The sequence below is a fragment of the Pseudomonas sp. 13159349 genome (assembly GCF_013305685.1).
Lineage (GTDB): Bacteria > Pseudomonadota > Gammaproteobacteria > Pseudomonadales > Pseudomonadaceae > Aquipseudomonas > Aquipseudomonas asiatica.
Genome location: NZ_CP045553.1, coordinates 2,253,894 through 2,273,408, shown reverse-complemented (window position 1 = coordinate 2,273,408; position 19,515 = coordinate 2,253,894). Strand labels below are relative to the sequence as shown.

General features: G+C 64.1%; 17 protein-coding genes. 10 read left to right on the top strand and 7 right to left on the bottom strand.

Features of this window, described 5'->3' with window-relative positions; all coding sequences use genetic code 11:
• Nucleotides 1–79: 79 nt before the first annotated feature.
• Together GEV38_RS10725 and GEV38_RS10720 are read right to left on the bottom strand one after the other, a co-directional pair.
• Nucleotides 80–2,440, bottom strand: coding sequence for a DNA polymerase II (locus tag GEV38_RS10725; RefSeq protein ID WP_015269756.1), 2,361 nt, complete (start codon nucleotides 2,438–2,440; stop codon nucleotides 80–82).
• 154 nt (nucleotides 2,441–2,594) lie between these two features.
• Nucleotides 2,595–3,515: a LysR substrate-binding domain-containing protein gene (locus GEV38_RS10720; RefSeq protein ID WP_003260436.1), complete on the bottom strand. Its 921-nt coding sequence runs from the start codon at nucleotides 3,513–3,515 to the stop codon at nucleotides 2,595–2,597.
• A gap of 159 nt (nucleotides 3,516–3,674) precedes the next feature.
• Between GEV38_RS10720 and GEV38_RS10715 the strand changes: the two genes are divergently transcribed.
• The 8 genes from GEV38_RS10715 (at nucleotide 3,675) to GEV38_RS10680 (ending at nucleotide 9,406) form a co-directional block, all read left to right on the top strand.
• The gene (locus GEV38_RS10715) at nucleotides 3,675–4,463 is read left to right on the top strand and encodes a YqcI/YcgG family protein (RefSeq protein WP_015269755.1); all 789 of its coding nucleotides are present in this window, start codon (nucleotides 3,675–3,677) and stop codon (nucleotides 4,461–4,463) included.
• Nucleotides 4,464–4,465: 2 nt separating this feature from the next.
• On the top strand, nucleotides 4,466–5,092 hold the full coding sequence (locus GEV38_RS10710; protein WP_015269754.1) for a LysE family translocator: 627 nt from the start codon (nucleotides 4,466–4,468) through the stop codon (nucleotides 5,090–5,092).
• A gap of 39 nt (nucleotides 5,093–5,131) precedes the next feature.
• Nucleotides 5,132–6,214: a hypothetical protein gene (locus GEV38_RS10705; protein WP_015269753.1), complete on the top strand. Its 1,083-nt coding sequence runs from the start codon at nucleotides 5,132–5,134 to the stop codon at nucleotides 6,212–6,214.
• Nucleotides 6,215–6,352: 138 nt separating this feature from the next.
• Nucleotides 6,353–7,048 carry a hypothetical protein gene (locus GEV38_RS10700; RefSeq protein WP_015269752.1) on the top strand — a complete coding sequence of 232 codons (696 nt, stop codon included), beginning with the start codon at nucleotides 6,353–6,355 and terminating at the stop codon, nucleotides 7,046–7,048.
• 224 nt (nucleotides 7,049–7,272) lie between these two features.
• Nucleotides 7,273–7,965, top strand: a complete 693-nt coding sequence (locus tag GEV38_RS10695) for an AzlC family ABC transporter permease (RefSeq protein ID WP_013971958.1) — start codon at nucleotides 7,273–7,275, stop codon at nucleotides 7,963–7,965.
• Nucleotides 7,962–8,276: an AzlD domain-containing protein gene (locus GEV38_RS10690; protein ID WP_046615691.1), complete on the top strand. Its 315-nt coding sequence runs from the start codon at nucleotides 7,962–7,964 to the stop codon at nucleotides 8,274–8,276. The genes GEV38_RS10695 and GEV38_RS10690 overlap by 4 nt, the downstream gene beginning before the upstream one ends.
• The gene (locus GEV38_RS10685) at nucleotides 8,273–9,106 is read left to right on the top strand and encodes an AraC family transcriptional regulator (RefSeq protein WP_015269750.1); all 834 of its coding nucleotides are present in this window, start codon (nucleotides 8,273–8,275) and stop codon (nucleotides 9,104–9,106) included. The genes GEV38_RS10690 and GEV38_RS10685 overlap by 4 nt, the downstream gene beginning before the upstream one ends.
• Before the next feature lie 72 nt (nucleotides 9,107–9,178).
• Entirely contained in the window at nucleotides 9,179–9,406 is a 228-nt protein-coding gene (locus GEV38_RS10680; RefSeq protein ID WP_003260451.1) for a hypothetical protein, read from the top strand.
• Between the two features lie 44 nt (nucleotides 9,407–9,450).
• Here the strand turns inward: GEV38_RS10680 and GEV38_RS10675 are convergent, their stop codons facing one another.
• The 5 genes from GEV38_RS10675 to GEV38_RS10655 form a co-directional block, all read right to left on the bottom strand.
• Nucleotides 9,451–9,933, bottom strand: coding sequence for a copper chaperone PCu(A)C (locus tag GEV38_RS10675; RefSeq protein ID WP_015269749.1), 483 nt, complete (start codon nucleotides 9,931–9,933; stop codon nucleotides 9,451–9,453).
• Entirely contained in the window at nucleotides 9,934–10,542 is a 609-nt protein-coding gene (locus GEV38_RS10670; RefSeq protein WP_024086651.1) for an SCO family protein, read from the bottom strand.
• A 341-nt stretch (nucleotides 10,543–10,883) separates the two neighbouring features.
• A complete protein-coding gene (nfuA, locus tag GEV38_RS10665; protein ID WP_003250416.1) occupies nucleotides 10,884–11,468 on the bottom strand; it encodes a Fe-S biogenesis protein NfuA in 585 nt (194 codons plus the stop codon).
• A gap of 58 nt (nucleotides 11,469–11,526) precedes the next feature.
• Nucleotides 11,527–12,561, bottom strand: a complete 1,035-nt coding sequence (locus tag GEV38_RS10660) for an acyltransferase (protein WP_054572707.1) — start codon at nucleotides 12,559–12,561, stop codon at nucleotides 11,527–11,529.
• A 209-nt stretch (nucleotides 12,562–12,770) separates the two neighbouring features.
• The gene (locus GEV38_RS10655) at nucleotides 12,771–15,071 is read right to left on the bottom strand and encodes a fatty acid cis/trans isomerase (protein ID WP_173896073.1); all 2,301 of its coding nucleotides are present in this window, start codon (nucleotides 15,069–15,071) and stop codon (nucleotides 12,771–12,773) included.
• A gap of 183 nt (nucleotides 15,072–15,254) precedes the next feature.
• Here GEV38_RS10655 and metH point away from each other — a divergent pair, with 183 nt between their 5' ends.
• The gene (gene metH, locus GEV38_RS10650; protein WP_013971946.1) at nucleotides 15,255–18,962 is read left to right on the top strand and encodes a methionine synthase; all 3,708 of its coding nucleotides are present in this window, start codon (nucleotides 15,255–15,257) and stop codon (nucleotides 18,960–18,962) included.
• Nucleotides 18,963–19,122: 160 nt separating this feature from the next.
• Nucleotides 19,123–19,338 (top strand): DUF2970 domain-containing protein, encoded by a 216-nt coding sequence (locus tag GEV38_RS10645; protein ID WP_003256398.1) that lies wholly within the window; start codon nucleotides 19,123–19,125, stop codon nucleotides 19,336–19,338.
• The last annotated feature ends 177 nt before the right edge of the window (nucleotides 19,339–19,515 follow it).

The window sequence follows — 19,515 nt, the reverse complement described above, 5'->3', positions numbered from 1 at the left end:
TGTTGCGCCTCGGGCTGATCAAAAGGCCCGACACTAGACGCAGGCTTGCCAAGCGATAAGCTAGATAGGTACCACCTCTTCAGAACAGCGCCAGCTGCTGGCCGGTCAACCCTTCGAAACTGTCGCCAACAAAAGGCAGGATGGCATCGGCCACCGGCTGCAGCTGCCGCGTCAGGTAATGCTCGTAGTCCACCGGCGCTTGCAGGTTTTCCAGGGGTTCGGGGCCCGCCAGGGTGATCAGATAGCTGATCCAGCCGCCGCGCTGGTATTGCAACGGGCGGCCAAGGCGGCGGTTGTAGTCATCGGCTAGCCGGGCCGCACGCACGTGCGGTGGCACATTGCGCTGGTAATCGACTAGCGGCCGGCGCAAACGCTTGCGGTACACCATCAGCTCATTCAGCTCGCCCGCCAGGGTGCGCCGTACATAATCGCGCACATACGCCTGGTAAGGCTCCCCGCGGAATATCCGGCCATAAAGCTCCTGCTGGAACTCCCGGGCCAGCGGCGACCAGTCGGTACGCACCGACTCCAGGCCCTTGTAGACCATCTGCTCGCTGCCATCGGCCCGCTGCACCAGCCCGGCGTAGCGCTTCTTGCTGCCTTCGTCCGTACCGCGGATGGTGGGCATCAGGAAGCGCCGGTAATGCACCTCGAACTGCAGCTCCAGCGCGCTATCCAGGCTCATCTGCTCGCGCAGGTGTTCGCGCCACCACTGGTTGACCTCGGCCACCAGCTCACGGCCGATGCGTGCTGCAGTCTCCTCGCCGTGGGCGCCCTTGAGCCAGACGAAAGTGGAGTCGGTATCGCCGTAGATCACCTCGTAGCCCCTGGCTTCGATCAGCGCACGGGTCTGGCGCATGATCTGGTGGCCGCGCATGGTGATCGAGGAAGCCAGGCGCGGGTCGAAGAAGCGGCAGCCGCTCGAACCCAACACCCCGTAGAAGGCATTCATGATGATCTTCAGCGCTTGCGACAGCGGCGCATTGCCCTCGCGCTTGGCTGCTTCCCGGCCCTGCCATACCCGCTCGACGATGGCCGGCAGGCAATGCTCGCTACGGGAAAAACGCCCACCCCGGAAGCCTTCCACCGAGTGTTCATCGTCGGGCAGGCGCAAACCTTCGACCAGCCCCACCGGGTCGATCAGGAAGGTACGAATGATCGACGGGTACAGGCTCTTGTAGTCCAGCACCAACACCGAGTCGTACAGGCCCGGGCGCGAATCCATGACGAAGCCACCGGGGCTGGCTTCGTCGGGGCGGCTACCGAGGTTGGGCGCGACGAAGCCCAGGCGGTGCATCTGCGGAATGTACAAGTGGCAGAACGCAGCCACCGAGCCACCGCTGCGGTCCACCGCAAGGCCGGTGACCGAGGCCCGCTCCAGCAAGAATTCGAGCAGGCGGGTGTGGGCGAAGATGCGCGTCACCAGCTCGCAATCCTTGAGGTTGTAGCGCGCCAGCGCCGGCTTGTCCTCGGCGAAGCGGCGGTTGATTTCATCCATGCGCTGGTACGGCGTATCGATGGCCTTGCCTTCACCGAGCAAGGTCTGGGCGACACTTTCGAGGCTGAACGACGGGAAGCTCCAGGTCGCCGAGCGCAGCGCCTCGATGCCGTCGATCAGCAGCCGCCCCGGGGCATCGGCGAACACGTGGCCACCACCGGCATGGCTGCGCAAGGTCATCGGCGCGCCATTGCGTCCCAGTGCCAGTGGTACCTGCAGCAGCTTGGCGTGCTCGTGCAGCAGGCGCAGGTCGAACTGGATCAGGTTCCAGCCGACGATTGCATCCGGGTCGTGCTCGGCCATCCACAGGTTGAGGCAGGCCAGTATGTCGGCGCGGTCGGCGCAGTAGTGCAGGTCGAAGTCCAGGCCATCAGCCGTGCCGTTGGCCGGCCCGAGCATGTACACCTGGCGCTGGCCACAGCCTTCCAGGGCAATGCTGTACAGCTCGCCCCGCTCGCTGGTCTCGATGTCCAGCGACACCAGGCGCAGCGGCGGGCGATAACCCGGCAGGGGCTTGAGCTGGGCATCGCAGAGCACGCCTTGGGCATCCGGTTGGCCGGTGAACTGCACCGGGGCGGTGATGAAGCGCTCCATCAGGTAGCGCTCGGGCGGGCGAATATCGGCTTCGAACACCTCGATACCGGCCGTGCGCAGGCGTTGCTCCAACTGCATCAGTTGCCGGTGCTGGCGGCAGTACAGGCCCAGCACCGGGCGGTGGTCAAAGTCCTTCAGCTGCAGCGGCCGCAGCTCGACACCGGCTTCGTTGGCCAGCAGCACCCGTGCGTGCGCTTCCTGCGCCTGGGGGATGAATGCCACCGATGCCTGTGGCGCCAGGCGCAGCTGCCGTGGCCCCTGGTCGGTGGCCAGCCAGAACTCCACGAAGGTGCCTTCGGGCGCGTCATGCCAATGTCGGGTCAGGACAAAGCCCTGCTGCAACTCCACCGCGTCGACCTCTGAATCGTTTGTTGTGCTGATTGCGGCGATTCTACCGCTGACGCACCGTCGCAGCGCATTTTGTTGGGGCCAGCAGGTGTTTGCCGAAATATTTTCAGCGCCGGGCGCTTGCCGACGGCCGGGCGCATGCTCGAACGCGTGTTCAGCCGTACAGGTAATTGATGTCCTTGCAGGGCAGCGGTGGCACCTGGCCAAGCAGGAACTCGCGCAGCTTGTGCATCTGCCGCGCCTTGGGGCTGGCCTTGAGCCAGGTCATGTAATAGCCGTCGCCGGTGGCCACCGCGTGCTTGAACGGCGTAACCAGGCGCCCGGCCAGCAGGTCGGCACTGGCCAGCACCAGGTCGACCACCGAAATACCCAGGCCTTGCTGTGCGGCCGAGATGCCCTGGTCGAGGGTATCGAACACTTGCCCGTGGTCGATGCTGATGTCCAGCGCGTCCATGCGAGCCAGCCAGCGCCGCCAGTCGCGCCGGTCAGGGGACGGGTGCAGGAATTCGCACTGGGCCAGATCGGCAAGGTCCGGTTGCGCCTGGGCCATGTAATCCGGGTGGCACACCGGGATCAGCCATTCATCGAACAGCTTGAAACTCTCGATATCGGCGGGAAAACGCCCGTTGGCCAGGAGGATCGCACAGTCGTAGGGCTCGGAATAGAAGTCCACGCTGTCGATGTCCATCCACACGCTGGACAGCTGCACGCTGCAGTTGTCCTCGGTCTTCTTGAACGCATCCAGCGCACGCAGCAGCCAGCGCACGGTCAGCGTGGACGGTGCCTTCAGACGCAGGCCGTAGCGGTCCTGGCGCAACAGGGCGCAGGCATTTTCGATGATCTTGAAGCCAACCTTGAGTTCCTGCGCCAGCAGGCGGCCGTGCTCGGTCAGGGCCAGCTTCGGCCCGCGGCGTTCGAACAGGTCGCAGCCGAACATGGCTTCGAGGGTCTTGATGTGGTGGCTGACGGCGCCCTGGGTCAGGGCCAGCTCTTCCGCGGCACGGGTAAATGAGCCATAGCGAGAGGCTACCTCGAAGGCACGCAGCGCGTGCAAAGCCTGAATCCGTTCCGACATGGCGACGCCCCGAGCATGAGTAAGACTAATAGTAGGTCATAGTTCCACGCGTTTTACAACGTCAAGGACGTCTCGGAAAATGCAGGTAAATAATAAACATAACCAAGATCCTGCCTGCATGTGACTTGAACGTTCATCAAATTTACGCCTGGGGAAATCATGTCGACGGGTTATGGAACTTGCTATCGCCTGGATGCGCTAGAGCTGGCCGCTGACCATGTGCGCAACACGCGACATTGGACCTACAAAGCCGTAGAACATTTTCGCAGTGTCCTCGCCAACCCCGAGTTTCCCTGCCTGTTCGGCCGCAAGGCGGTAAACGGCGCAACCTGCCACATCCTCTTCGCCCGAGCCGGGCAACTGGCCGATGACATCGCCATGGGCCTGGCCGACTACGTGCGCACCGTCGCACCTATCCCACCCAAGCAGCGTATCGGCAGCCCACTGGTGGTGTTTCTCGAAACCGCCGCCGACTACACACTGGCCGAGCAACAGGCGCTGGCCTGGAAGGTGTTGCGTGGTGTGCACGCGCGCGACCCGCATCCCTGGCCGCAGGGCATCCCGACCGACCCCGACGACAATGCCTGGTCGTTCTGCTTTGCCGGCATGCCGCTGTTCATCAACATGAACTTCCCCGGCCACCAGCAGATGAAAAGCCGCAACCTGGGGCCACACATTACCTTCGTCATCAACCCGCGGGCGAACTTCGACGAAGTGGCCAACGTCAACACCGAAAGCGGCCATCGTATCCGCGAACGCATCCGCGAGCGCGTGCACCACTACAACGACGGCGTCATGCCCGACACCCTTGGCTTCTTCGGCGATGCCGACAACTACGAGTGGAAGCAGTACCAACTGCAGGAGGCAGGGTCGCTCAACCCGTCCCGCTGCCCGTTCCACGCCCATGCCGTACAGCCGGCAACACCCGACATACTGATCGAGACCTGACCGTGAATACCGCACTCACCGCTACCTACGCCCTGACTGTCCTGCTACTGATCGCCACCCCCGGCCCGGTGGTGGCACTGATCGTCAACACCGCGGCCGCCTCCGGCTCACGCAAGGCCATGTTCACCGCTGTCGGCACCAACTGGGCATCACTGGTGCTGATCGGCGCAGCGGCCTGGATCATTCTCACCAGCGCCGCCATCGACAAGGCCTGGCTCAGCGCCATGAGCCTGCTGGGTTGCCTGTTCATCGGCTACATCGCCGTCGGCACGTTGCGGGAAGCCCTGCAGGCGCCTGCAACCGAGGCGCCAAGCGACCTCGCCAAGCCTGGCCGCGGCGGGCTGCTGCAAGGTTTCATGGTGGGCATCTCCAACCCGAAGGACATCATCTTCTTCATCGCCTTCTTCCCGCAGTTCATCCAGATCACCGAGTCATTCGGCAAGAGCATGGTGGTGCTGTCGTTGCTGTGGGTGGCCATCGATTTTGCCGTGCTCAGCCTTTACATCTTCGCCATCGGCAAGATCGCCTCGCAACGCAGCAACCGCATGATCAGCCTGGCCTCGGGGGTCGCCCTGCTGCTGATTGCCGCCGGCGGCCTGCTGTACAACGTCAGGGAGCTGGCGGCCTGAATGTGATGCACGGTGCCCGCTGCGAGAGAAGGAGACCCCATGACTGCGATTGACACGAGCCCTTCACCTTCGCCGTTGCAACAGGACTACCAGCGCTTTCTGCTGCTGGGCAGCCGGCGTGCACCGCACACCGTGCGTGTGCACGAAACCGGCTACCGCTCCGGCACCATCAATACCGATGCCCTGGGCCTGCGATACAGCCATTGCGCCGGCAAGCGTTTTTCGGTGGCCGAACGCGGTGGTGCATCACGTGTCAACCTGCTGGTCGGCGGTTCCGCGGCGCTGGGCATCGGTGCCAGCTCCGACGAACACACGGTGGCCTCGCACCTGTCGATGCTTACTGGCGAAGTCTGGCTGAGCCTGGCCGGCTGCGGGCTCAATGCGAGCCAGGAGCTGCTGATGTTCCTGACCCACCAGCACCGCCTTGGCCAGCTTGGCCATGTGGTGGTGCTCAGCGGCCTCAACACCCTGGCACACGAAGCCCTCTGCGAAGTCCTCGAAAACCTGAACGACCCGCGGCACGCCAAGGCCTATCAGGACTTTCTCAACAGTTTCAGCGAAGGCATGCAGCCCACGACAACGCCACGTCGGCAATCGCTGTGGCGGCGCATCGGTCAGGCGTTGGTCACGCCCCCGGCCGCGATACCTGCCACCTGGTCGCTGTCGCCTCCGGAAAAGCGCCTCACCCGAGCCGCCGACAACATTGGCCGGACCTTGCGCCAATGGGACCGGCTGCTGGCAGACAGCCACTCCACCCTCACCTTCATCCTGCAGCCGTTGCTGCCCTGGTGCCGGGATAGCGTGCCCGCTGGCGAGGAGGCGATGCTGGATGCGCTTCAGCGGCAACCGGCGAATTTCGACCGGCTGCTGGACGGCGCATTCGACAGCCAATTGCACTCGGCCTTCTTCCGCCGTATCAAGAGCCAGGCCGACCCGGTGCCTTGCTACGACATGAATTGCATGCTCAGCAGCTCGCCGGTGTTCGGCGCCGACCTGTTCATCGACCGCCTGCATCTGAACGACCTGGGCAACAATGCCCTTGCCAAGGTCATTACCGCCAAGCTTGGCCTGGCCCAGGAAAAACATGCCCAGCGCAAGGTCACGCCGATCAAGCTCGTCTGAGAATTGCCGGGTGGTCTTTCGGCCAGGCCCCTTGGGTGGCTAGAATAGGCCGTCGTTCCGATCTGCCCGAGGCGCACGCTTGACCGCCATGAACATCGAAGCCTTCCATCAGTACCTGGCACCCTCTGGAGCTTGCCTGTGAGCCGCATGCTTCGCTTGCCCCCGCTGTTGATCGCCCTGATGCCACTGGCTGCGCACGCGCTGGAGGTGCGCATCGACCCTCATGCCGACCTGCTCTACCGCCAGGCCTTGCCCCTGCTGGAGCAGGCCGACAACCAGGACGACGGCGCCAGCACGCTGCGCACGGCCATCGGCGGCGACCCGGAGCTCAGCCGCCAGGGCCAGGCAATGGCCCACACCCTGCCGACCGCGGTCGCCTTGCTGAAAAAGTCCGTGGAGCTGGGCCACCCGGTCGCACAGTACCGCCTGGCGCTGTACTACATGACCTACCTGCCCGCCGCGCAAATCCCGGATGCCGCCTGCCCGTTGCTCGAAGCCAGCCTCAGGCAGGGCTTTGCCGCACCGGCACCGGCCATCGCCACCTGGTGCCCTCCCTACAACGCCAGCAACGAGTACCGTACTGCGCTGGAGGCCATCCCCAACATGGCCACCGTGTATGCGCCCTACTACCCGCAACCGGCCACGCACCTGGCCTGCAACCGCAACCGGCCACAAGGCCTGGAAATGCAGTGGGGGCGCCAGCGTGACTACCAGGCCGAGGTATACCGCCTGCTCGGCGACCTGGACCCGCAGCACCGCCAGAGCCTGCTGCAGAAGGCCGTGGACACCAACGGCTGCGTGACGGCGCAGCAGCACCTGACCAGCCATCCGTAACACGGACGCGGTTTCTGTGTAGGAGCGGCCTTGTGTCGCGATGGGGCGCGCAGCGGCCCCAGGATTTCAGCTTCGCCGCAGATATTGCCGGGGCCGCTGCGCGCCCCATCGCGACACAAGGCCGCTCCTACAAGGGACCGTGCCCAGGCATAGCAAGATCGTTCAAGCCATCCCCCGCCCCGTCTGGCATGCTGGCCTGCCAACGTACACGCACTGCAGCCACCATGCCCCACATCGCCCGCCAAGCCTTTCTCCACGGCGCCATCGCCATTCTCCCGTTGTCCCTGGCCGTCGCCCCCTGGGGCCTGCTGGCCGGCTCCATGGCCATCGAGGCCAACCTCAGCGCCTGGGAGGGGCAAGGGCTGTCGGCCATCGTCTTCGCCGGTGCCGCGCAACTGGTGGCGATCGGCATGCTCAAGGGCGGCGCCAACCTGGCGTCGATCCTGCTGACCACCCTGCTGCTGACCTCGCAGCACCTGCTGTATGGCCTGACGATGCGCCCGGTGCTGTCCAGCCAGCCGCTGCGCTGGCGGCTGGGCCTGGGCTTCCTGCTCACCGACGAGTTCTTCGCCCTGACCAGCCAGTACGACCAGCAGCAGTTCAACCGCTGGTACGCCCTGGGCGTGGGCCTGACCTTCTACGTCGCCTGGAACCTGTTCACCCTGGCCGGCATCCTGCTGGGGCAGAACATTCCGCACCTGGACCAGCTCGGCCTGGACTTTTCCATTGTCGCCACCTTCGTCGCCCTGATCGCGCCGCTGGTGCGCAACCTGGCCACGCTGGTGTGCGTGGCGGTGTCGCTGTTCTGTTCGGTGCTGTTCAGCTACTGGCACTGGGAAACCGCCCTGGTGGCCGCAGGCCTGCTGGGCATGAGCGCCGGTTTCGTCTGCCAGAAATTCGCCGGAGCCCGCGCATGACCTGGGTCCTGATTCTTGCCATGGGCGCCATCGTGTTCCTCAACCGCTATGCGTTCCTGGAGCCGCGCCTGCCCTTGCGCCTGAGCTCCAACGCCCGGCAGTTCCTCGGTTTTGCCGTGCCGGGCATGCTCACCGCAATCTGCGGCCCGATCATCTTCATGCCCGAGCATCAGTTGAACCTGAGCCTGCTCAACCCTTACCTGCTGGGTTCGCTGGTGGCCATCGCCCTGGTGCTGTTGACCCGCAGCGTGTTGCTGAGCATGCTGGTGAGCATGTTGATCTTCTTCCTTTTGCGCAGCTGGCTGGCATGAGCACGCCCCTGCGCGAACAGACACACCTCTGGCAGGCGCCGGCACTGGGCGACGTCGAGATGCTGCACGCGCGTTATTTCCAGCAGCGCTTCGCCCCGCATGTGCATGAAGGCTATGTGTTCACCGTGATCGAGTCGGGCGCACAGCGCTTCTGGCATCGCGGCAGTGAGCACCTGGCGCCGGTCGGCAGCATGGTGCTGATCAACCCCGACGAGCTGCACACCGGTGCCACCGCCCACGAAGCGGGCTGGCGCTACCGTGGGTTCTACCCGGAACATGAACGGGTAACCGGGGTGCTCGACGAACTGGAACTGGGCCGCCACGGCATGCCCAGCTTCAAGGACAGCGTGATCCACGACCCGGCCCTGGCGCTTGCCTTCAGCCAGTTGCACCAGCTGTCCGAAGCCGGCGCCAGTGCCCTGCAGCAGCAGACCGCCTGGCGCCAGGCGGTGCTGGCCCTGGTGCAACGGCACGGGCAATGCGCCGATCCTGCCACCCCTGGCCACGAACCGCTGGCAGTGGCCCGCGCCCGTGAGCTGCTGGAAAGCCAACTGGCCGACCCACCCTCGCTCGAAGCCCTGGCGGCGGCGGTCAACCTGTCACCGTTCCACTTCGCCCGGGTGTTCCGCCAGGCCACTGGCCTGCCGCCACATGCCTGGTTGAAACAGCGGCGCCTGGCCCGTGCGCGGGAAATGCTCAAGCGTGGCTGGGTGGCCTCGGAAGTGGCGTTCGACCTGGGCTTTGCCGACCAGAGCCATTTGAGCCGGCAGTTCAAGCAGGCCTACGGGGTAACGCCAGGGGCTTATCGCAGCGCCTGCCTGCAAGGCTGAGCTGCGACAGCCGGCCTCAGGCAGGCCGGCCAGCCACTGCTACACTGACAAGGCTGAATGGAGGATCCTGCCATGTCCGAAAGAGAGCTCACCACCCTCCTGTCGCTGATGAACCAGCGCCAGGCCTGCCTGAGCAGTGCCTGCAAGGAGATAGCCGACTGGATCGACCGGCAGGGCGACGTGCCCGCCGCCGGCAAGATCCGCGCAAGCCTCAAGGCTCTGGAGGCTGATGAGGCCCAGGTCCGCAAGACCCTGACCTCGCTGACCCTGGACAGACCGCTGCCCAAGTTTCGCAGCTGATTGAACCGGGGGCTGCCTGGCAGCCCCCAAAGGGTTCAGCCTGATCAGTGCTTCATGTGCATGTGATCATGCCCGCCGCCCGCCTCGGCGTTGAGCGCACGCACTTCGGCCTGCACGTCCAGGGTTTCCTTGGCCCCCTTGGCATCTTCGATGGTCAGGGTCAGCGGCACTTTCTCGCCTTCCTTCACCTGGTTGTTCAGGCCCATCAGCATCACATGCAGGCTATTCGGGTCGAGGGTCACCGCCTTGCCGGCCGGTAACTCGACCGCCTTGACCTCACGCATGCCCATCACATCGCCGTTCATGGTCATCTCGTGCACCTGCACGGTCTTGGCCACAGGCGAAGCCACGCCCACCAGCTTGCTGTCGCTGCTGGCGGTCAGGGTCATGAAGGCACCGGTGGACTGCTGGTGCGGCACGGTCGCCCGCACCCAGGCGTCACTTACGGTGGTCTGGGCCAGGGCCGGCAGCGCCAGGCCCATCAGGACCAGGGCAGCCAGGCCGCGCTTGATCGGTTGCATCGACATTCAGCAGATCTCCATCAGGGTGACCAGGTCTTCGGCGCATTCCTGGGCGGTAAGGGAATGGCCCAGGCTCAGGCGCAGGGTGCCACGCGTATCGTAGACGTAGCTGGTGGACGAGTGAGAGACGGTATAGGTATCACCGGCCGGGACTTTCTCGTAGAACACCTTGAATTCCTTGGCCACCGCGGCGATTTCCTCGGGGGTGCCGGTCAGCGCGGTGAACGACGGGTCGAACGCCTTCACGTAGGCATCGAGCACCTCGGGGGTGTCACGTTCCGGGTCCAGGGTAATCAACACCACCTGGAACAGGTCGCGATCGCGGCCGCGCAGCAGCTTGCGGATTTGCGCCGCGCGCGCCAGGGTGGTCGGGCACACGGCCGGGCACTGGGTGAAGCCGAAGAAGATCATCGGCATGCTGCCGTAGAAACTCGACAGGGTGCGCACATTGCCTTGGGTGTCCTTGAGGCTGAACTTGCGCCCAAGGATTTCGTTGCTCATGTTCTTGCCGTACTTGAACTCGAGCCCCCGGGCCGGGCTGCAGCCTGCCAGCAGGCCAAGCCCGAGAACGCCCATCCCGGCGACAACTGCGCGCCGGGTATATAGATCATTCATGAAACCATCCTTTACAGGGAAGGTGCCGGCCCTCGGGACGGGCCGGTCGAAAAACCGGGGCATTCTGGCACGACACCCCGAGGGGTTCTACCCGACGAAGGCAAGGATCGGCTGCAGCCCTTTGAATACGGGCTGCGGCCTGTTGTCGCAGGGGTTGAAACAGTAACACTTTGTTGCTAAGGCCTGACCAGGTTGTGCGGTCGTTGTGGGAGCGGCCTTGCGTCGCGAAAGGGCTGCGTAGCAGCCCCCGGGGTATTGGCGGCGAAGCTGATATTGCTGGGGCCGCTCCGCAGCCCTTCGCGACGCAAGGCCGCTCCCACACGCAACAGACCGCGTCTGCCTCAGTAGTAGGCGTTCTCTTTCTGACTGTGGTCAGTCACGTCACGCACGCCCTTGAGTTCGGGAATACGCTCGAGCAGGGTGCGCTCGATGCCTTCCTTCAGGGTCACGTCGGCCTGGCCACAGCCTTGGCAACCACCACCGAACTGCAGCACGGCAATACCGTCGTCGACAACATCCACCAGGCTCACCTGGCCGCCGTGGCTGGCCAGGCCGGGGTTGATCTCGGTCTGCAGGTAATAGTTGATGCGCTCGTTGATCGGGCTGTCTTCGTTGACCATCGGCACCTTGGCATTCGGCGCCTTGATGGTCAGCTGGCCACCCATGCGGTCGGTGGCATAATCGACCAGTGCGTCTTCCAGGAACGGCACGCTGACCGCGTCCAGGTAAGCGGTGAAGCTCTTCAGACCCACGGCGGTGTCGTCAGGCTTCTCTTCGCCCGGCTTGCAGTAGGCGATGCAGGTTTCGGCGTACTGGGTGCCCGGCTGGGTGATGAAAATGCGAATGCCGATGCCAGGCGTGTTCTGCTTGGAGAGCAGATCGGCCAGGTAGTCATGGGCGGCGTCGGTAATGGTTATAGCGCTCATGTAGGTTCCTCACAGACTTGCGGCCAAGTGTACGCCAACCCGGCCTTCGAACAAAGTCCTAGTATTTGACTCGGGAAAGCGCATATTCAGGGGCCTGCCCCCGTGGCGCCGCCAGCCAGGCCTGCATGCGCCGGTACAGGCCGCGCTCCAGCCACTGGTAGCTGAACCACGACATTAGTCCAATGGACGGCACGCACAGGGCGAACACCAGGTACGGGTTCAACTGCAGGCGCTGGCTGGCGAACCAGCCGGCGTACAGCACCAGCACATGGACCAGGTACACCGAATACGAACAGTCGCCCAGCGCCTTGAGCACCCGGTTGCCGCGGAACACCGGCTCCAGGGCGACGAAGGCCAGCACGATCATTGCGCTCGGCACGCCCCAGTGCAGCAAGCGCCGGGAAGCGTCCAGGTGGTAGATGGCAAGGCCTGCCACCGCCAGCAATGCCAATGGCAGCCAGCGGCCCTGGTGAATCAGCCCGCGACGGTGCAGCACGCCCAGGCCGATGCCGAGCAGGAACTCGTAGATGATGTCGTTGCTGTAGAAGCGACTGAGCACGCCCAGTCTGCCCAGTATCTCGCTGGCCAGCAGCAGCGCGGCGGTTACCAACAGCTGGTGATGACGTTGGCGCACCAGGAAGGCCAGGCCGAACAGCAGATAGAAGAACATCTCGAAGTTCAGCGTCCAGCCCACGTTCAGGGTCGGATACAAGCCGTAGCCACCGGGGTTTTCCGCCGGGATGAACAGCAGCGACAGCAGCAGGTGGTGCCAGGTGAATGCCTGGTGCGGCATCCATTGGCTGAAGGCCAACAGCAAGGTTGCCATCAGCGCCGTGTAGAACCAGTAGGCCGGAACGATACGCAGCGCCCGGTTGAGCAGGAACTGGCGGGGCTCGATGGCCTTGTCGCAGGTCGACAGGTAGATGACCAGCCCGCTGATGACGAAGAAGATGTCGACGCCTGCGGCGCCGCGGTCGGTGAGTAGTTGGCCGATGGGGCCGGAGGCTTGGAAGTCGAAGAAGATCTGCATGAAATGGTGGCAGACCACCACCCAGGCGGCGAACGCCCGCAGTGCCTGAAGCGAATACAGCATGGAGAACCCTGCAATTGCCGGTGCATTGAGGCCCGGCGAGCGCACCGCGCTCGTTCGCGGGCTTGCCCGCTCCCACAGGGTTCATGCCACGCCCGAAGGCACCACATATCCTGTGGGAGCGGGCAAGCCCGCGAATGGGGCTGCACAGCAACCCCCGGACCACCCACCCATTCCGACCGCAGGGTAATCGGAAAGGTCAGCCCAACCGATCAGAGGTTCTCGTAGCGGTTCATGTCCAGCACGCCCGCCTCGACCGGTTCGGTCTCCTTGATGAAGCTGTTCAGGTCATGGAAGTAGCGCCAGAACTCTGGGTGACTGCGGCGCACACCCCAACGCATGACGATGCGCTCGAACCTGGCCGGGTCATCTTTCGCATACTCCTTGTCCTCGACGAACTCGGGCACATCCCTGGTCGGGATGTTGAAGATGAAGTTGGGGTAGCTGCTGAGCACGCCCGGGTACAGGGTCAGGGTATCCAGCCCCGGCTGGTAGCGGTACGCCTCGCCCAGCAGGAACGCCACGTTGCTGTGCGCGCGGTTGCGCAGCAGGCTGTACACCTGGCGCTGGCCGCCCTGCCCTTCGATGCGCAGCATGGTTGCCTCGGGCAACTGGTTGATCACCTTCAACCCGGCAGCCGGGCGCGATACCAGGCGGCTGAGCGACTGCTCGGCATTGCGGAACTCTTCGCTGACCTGCGGCCGTGAACAGAACGCGCCCTGGCAGCGGTTGATGGGGTCAGGCGCGGCATTCAGGCTGCCGGTACGCTGCAGAAGCTTCAGGCCGAAGTCGCGCTTGGGGTTGCGCGGGTCGAGCTGGATGCCGCTCGGGGTGTCGGTGTCGATGTCTTCATAATCCATCCACATCTTTACCTTGCCGCTGTTCTGGTACCAGTCGCCGAGGATCGCCTTGCGCTGGTCGGCCGGCATCAGGCGCAGGAAGTTGACCTCGGCGCCGTTGCGGATCAGGTCGAAGTACAGGCGCGTCTGCAACTGGTGCGAGACGTTGCCAAACACATCGAAGTTGACCGCCAGCTGGTAATAGGTGCGCTCGAACAATGGGTAGTCGAACAGCCACACGGTCAGCGGCACATCACCGATCAGGCCCTTGGTCACCGAGGCGCTGTCGAAGTGGCGGAAAATGCTCAGCAACGCGTTGTCGTTACCGGCCCATAGCGTCGCCCAGCCCGGGGCCGGCATGTCGGCATAGGCTTCGCGGCGCAGTTTTTCGTACTCGTTGCGCTTGTCACGGTAGGCGTGCCACAGGCTCAGCACGCTGCCCACGTCATCGATCTGCCCAGGCATGGCCAGCAGCGGCGTGGCCTCGCCACGGTACTTGGCATCGGTGATGTAGCGGTCGTGGGCCGGCTCCTGGAACAACGCCCAGAAGTTGTCGCGGATCACGTCGGTGGCAATCTGCCCACGGCATACCGGACCACGGATGAAGGTGCGCACGAAGTATTCGGCGTTATCCAGCATGAACTGGTAGCGCGCCACTGCCGGTATCGCTTCGAAGGTTTCGAACGGGTTGGCCCGGTGGCGCGGGCCGTAGCCTGGCAGTGCGGCGGCATGCCAGTCGCCGGCATAGAACAGTTGCTTGACCCGCTTGAGCTTCTGCGGCCCCATCGGGTAGGTGATGTGCGTCTTGTGCACGATCACGCCCTGCACCGGGATCAACCGGTAGTAGAAATCGGTGCCCGGCGGGTCATTGGGGCGGCGCGTGGCGATCAGGTCGACCGGCTGGCCGCTCGGTGTACGCGAACGTACCCATTGGAAGAAGTGGCCCTGCTCGCCACCGACGAAATAGATGTGCGCCAGGAACAGGTGCTCGTACAGCCAGCGGCCGACCAGCGCCTCGGTGGAACCCGGGCGGTTGAGCAGCTCTTCCCAGTCGGCAATCTGCTTGGCTTCGGCCGCACTTGGCTTGATCGGCTGGTACTCGACCGGCGCACCGGCGGCCAGCCAGCGGCGCATGGTGTCGTATTCCTTGTCGGTCAGGCCGGTCACCGCCAGTGGCATGCCTTCCTTGGGATGGGCGCCGGCATAGGCATCGAATTCTTGCGGCAACGGGCACATGTTGTTGCGGTTCAGGCCCAGGACGATTTCTTCGGGCAGCTTGGCATTGGGCGTGAGCGGGGTCTTGTGCCCGAGCTCCAGCATGCGCGCCATCAGCGCGGCCTGGCTACCCTGGTTGTCGAGGACCGAGTAAAAGCCCTTCTTGCGCCACTCGCCCTCGCTGTGGGCGTCGTAGAACAGCCGCGTGGTGGGCACTGCCTTGCTGCGCTCGCCCTGATACACCGGCACCTTGGTGGCGCCGCGCACCGCGCCTTCGGGGCTTTCCAGCTTCAGCTGGCAGGCGGCGTCGTTGCAGGCGTGGCAGGCCACGCATTTCTCGGTGAAGATCGGTTGAATGTCCCGGGTGTAGGAAATAGCCGGGCTCGACTGGGGGGCTTGCCCGAACGCCATACTGCTGATGAGCAGGGCGAAAACGCCGGCAAGAATACGATGCACCATGTGCGGAAAGTCCTGGGTATTGAAAGCCATCACGATTTGTTGCCTGGTCGTCCTTGGGTGCCCTGCTTCGCCGACGCCCGCCCAACATGAGCCATTTTCATGCAAATGGGCGATGCGCCTAAAAACCGCGCAGCTTTGTTATGATTCTGCACCTTCTGAAATTTGCCCGACCAGGTAGTTCCTATGTCCGACCGCAGCGCTCGTCTCCAAGCACTCCAGAACGCACTCAAGGAGCGCATCCTGATCCTCGACGGCGGCATGGGTACTATGATCCAAAGCTACCGGCTCGAGGAACACGACTATCGTGGCACGCGTTTCGCCGATTGGCCAAGCGATGTCAAAGGTAACAACGACCTGTTGCTGCTCAGCCGCCCGGATGTGATCGCCGCCATCGAAAAGGCCTACCTGGATGCCGGCGCCGATATCCTCGAAACCAACACCTTCAACGCCACGCAGATTTCCCAGGCCGACTACGGCATGGAGTCGCTGGTCTACGAGCTGAACGTCGAGGGCGCGCGCATCGCCCGCCAGGTGGCCGATGCCAAGACCCTGGAAACCCCGCACAAGCCGCGCTTCGTCGCTGGCGTGCTCGGCCCTACCAGCCGCACCTGCTCGATTTCCCCGGACGTCAACGACCCAGGCTACCGCAACGTCACTTTCGATGAGCTGGTAACGAACTACATCGAGGCCACCCGCGGCCTGATCGAGGGCGGCGCCGACCTGCTGCTGATCGAGACCATCTTCGACACCCTCAACGCCAAGGCGGCGATCTTCGCCGTGCAGCAGGTGTTCGAGGAAGACGGCATCGAACTGCCGATCATGATCTCCGGCACCATCACCGACGCCTCGGGCCGTACCCTGTCGGGCCAGACCACCGAAGCGTTCTGGAACTCGGTGCGCCACGCCAAGCCGATTTCCGTGGGCCTGAACTGCGCCCTCGGCGCCAAGGACCTGCGCCCGTACCTGGAAGAGCTGGCGACCAAGGCCGACACCCATGTCTCGGCCCACCCCAACGCCGGCCTGCCGAACGCCTTCGGTGAATACGACGAAACCCCGGCGGAAATGGCCGTGGTGGTCGAGGAGTTCGCCGCCAGCGGCTTCCTCAACATCATCGGCGGCTGCTGCGGCACCACCCCTGGCCACATCCAGGCCATCGCCGAGGCCGTGGCCAAGTACAAGCCGCGCGAGATTCCGGAAATCGCCAAGGCCTGCCGCCTGTCGGGCCTGGAGCCGTTCACCATCGACCGCCAGTCGCTGTTCGTCAACGTCGGCGAGCGCACCAACATCACCGGCTCCGCCAAGTTCGCCCGGCTGATCCGTGAAGAGAACTACACCGAAGCCCTGGAAGTCGCCCTGCAGCAGGTCGAGGCCGGCGCCCAGGTGATCGACATCAACATGGACGAAGGGATGCTCGACTCCCAGGCCGCCATGGTCCGCTTCCTCAACCTGATCGCCGGCGAGCCGGACATCTCGCGCGTGCCGATCATGATCGACTCGTCCAAGTGGGAAGTGATCGAAGCGGGCCTCAAGTGCATACAGGGCAAGGGCATCGTCAACTCCATTTCCATGAAGGAAGGCGTCGAGCAGTTCAAGCACCACGCCCGCCTGTGCAAGCGCTATGGCGCTGCCGTGGTGGTGATGGCCTTCGACGAAGTCGGCCAGGCCGACACTGCCGCGCGCAAGAAGGAAATCTGCCAGCGCAGCTACGACATCCTGGTCAATGAAGTGGGCTTCCCGCCGGAAGACATCATCTTCGACCCGAACATCTTCGCCGTCGCCACCGGCATCGAAGAGCACAACAACTACGCCGTCGATTTCATCGAGGCCTGCGCCTACATCCGCGACCACCTGCCGCACGCCCTGAGCTCGGGCGGTGTGTCCAACGTGTCGTTCTCGTTCCGTGGCAACAACCCGGTGCGGGAAGCCATCCACTCGGTGTTCCTGTACCACGCGATCCAGAACGGCCTGACCATGGGTATCGTCAACGCCGGCCAGCTGGAGATCTACGACGAGATCCCGCCTGCACTGCGTGAAAAGGTCGAGGACGTGGTGCTCAACCGCACCCCGCATGGCACCGACGCACTGCTGGCCATTGCCGACGACTACAAGGGCGGCGGCGCAACCAGGGAAGTGGAAAACGAAGAGTGGCGCTCGCTGCCGGTGGAAAAACGCCTGGAGCACGCGCTGGTCAAGGGCATTACCGCGTTCATCGTCGAAGACACCGAAGAATGCCGCCAGCAGTGCGCCCGCCCGATCGAAGTGATCGAAGGCCCGCTGATGAATGGCATGAACGTGGTCGGCGACCTGTTCGGCGCGGGCAAGATGTTCCTGCCTCAGGTGGTCAAGTCGGCCCGCGTGATGAAACAGGCGGTAGCGCACCTGATTCCGTTCATCGAAGCCGAGAAAGGCGACAAGCCGGAAGCCAAGGGCAAGATCCTGATGGCCACGGTAAAAGGCGACGTGCACGACATCGGCAAGAACATCGTCGGCGTGGTGCTGGGCTGCAACGGCTACGACATCGTCGACCTCGGCGTGATGGTGCCGGCCGAGAAGATCCTGCAAACCGCCCGCGACGAGAAGTGCGACATCATCGGCCTGTCCGGCCTGATCACGCCGTCGCTGGACGAGATGGTCCACGTGGCCCGCGAAATGCAGCGCCAGGGCTTCCAGTTGCCGCTGATGATCGGCGGCGCCACCACCTCCAAGGCGCACACCGCAGTCAAGATCGAGCCCAAGTACAGCAACGACGCCGTGGTCTACGTCACCGACGCCTCGCGCGCGGTAGGTGTTGCCACCCAGTTGCTGTCCAAGGAGCTGAAAGCCGGCTTCGTCGAGAAGACCCGCCAGGAATACGAAGAAGTACGCGAGCGCACCGCCAACCGCAGTGCCCGCACCGAGCGCCTGAGCTACGCCCAGGCTATCGCCGCCAAGCCGCAGTACGACTGGGCTGGCTACCAGCCAGCGGTGCCCTCCTTCACCGGCGTCAAGGTGCTGGAAGACATCGACCTGCGCACGCTGGCCGAGTACATCGACTGGACCCCGTTCTTCATCTCCTGGGACCTGGCCGGCAAGTTCCCGCGCATCCTCACCGACGAAGTGGTCGGCGAGGCGGCGACGGCGCTGTACAAGGATGCCCGCGAGATGCTCGACAAACTGATCGACGAAAAACTCATCAGCGCCCGCGCGGTGTTCGGCTTCTGGCCGGCCAACCAGGTGGCCGATGACGATATCGAAGTGTACGGCGAGGACGGCCAGGCCCTGGCTACCCTGCACCACCTGCGCCAGCAGACCATCAAGCCGGACGGCAAGCCCAACTGGTCGCTGGCCGACTTCGTCGCGCCGAAGGCCAGTGGCGTTACCGACTACGTGGGCGGTTTCATCACTACCGCCGGCATCGGTGCCGAGGAAGTGGCCAAGGCCTACCAGGACAAGGGCGACGACTACAGTTCGATCATGGTCAAGGCCCTGGCCGACCGCCTGGCCGAGGCCTGTGCCGAATGGCTGCACGAGCAGGTGCGTAAAGAGCACTGGGGTTATGCCCGCGACGAACACCTCGACAACGAGGCGCTGATCAAGGAGCAGTACCGCGGCATCCGCCCGGCCCCCGGCTACCCGGCCTGCCCGGACCACACAGAGAAGGAAACCCTGTTCCGCCTGCTTGATGGCACTGCCATCGGTGAGACCGGGCCGAGCGGCGTGTTCCTTACCGACCACTTTGCGATGTTCCCGGCAGCGGCGGTCAGCGGCTGGTACTTTGCCCACCCGCAGGCGCAGTACTTTGCGGTGGGCAAGGTCGACAAGGACCAGATCGAGCGCTACAGCGCGCGCAAGGGCCAGGATGTGAGTGTCAGCGAGCGCTGGTTGGCGCCTAACCTGGGTTACGACAGCTAAGACCCTTGGGGCCGCTTTGCGGCCCATCGCGACACAAGGCCGCTCCTACAGGAGAATGCAATCCCTTGTAGGAGCGGCCTTGTGTCGCGATGGGCTGCACAGCAGCCCCAATAGCCACCTACACTGTCCCTGATTGCCTCTGATTTCCTCAGGAGCCACCATGGACGATTCCAGCCAGGGCAAGCCCCCTACCTTCTGGCAGATGCTGCACAGCATCCTCGCTGCCGCCTTCGGCGTGCAAAGCGGCAAGAACCGCGCCCGCGACTTCACCCACGGCAAGGCCAGCCATTTCATTGCGCTGGGGACGCTGTTCACCCTGGTGTTCATTGCCGTACTGATCGGCCTGGTGCAATTGGCCCTGCACCTTGCGCGCTAGCAAGAACGCCTGCGGGACTCCCTCCCGCAGGCGCTCTGGCTGCATCACGGTCTTGAATACAAGTCTACTGGTGGCTGACCCAATACACGGCAGTGACCACCACCAGAACGATCAGGCAGAGGATCGCCCAGGCATCGACGCTGCTGTCAGCTTTGCGGACCTTGGTTGAGTTTCCCA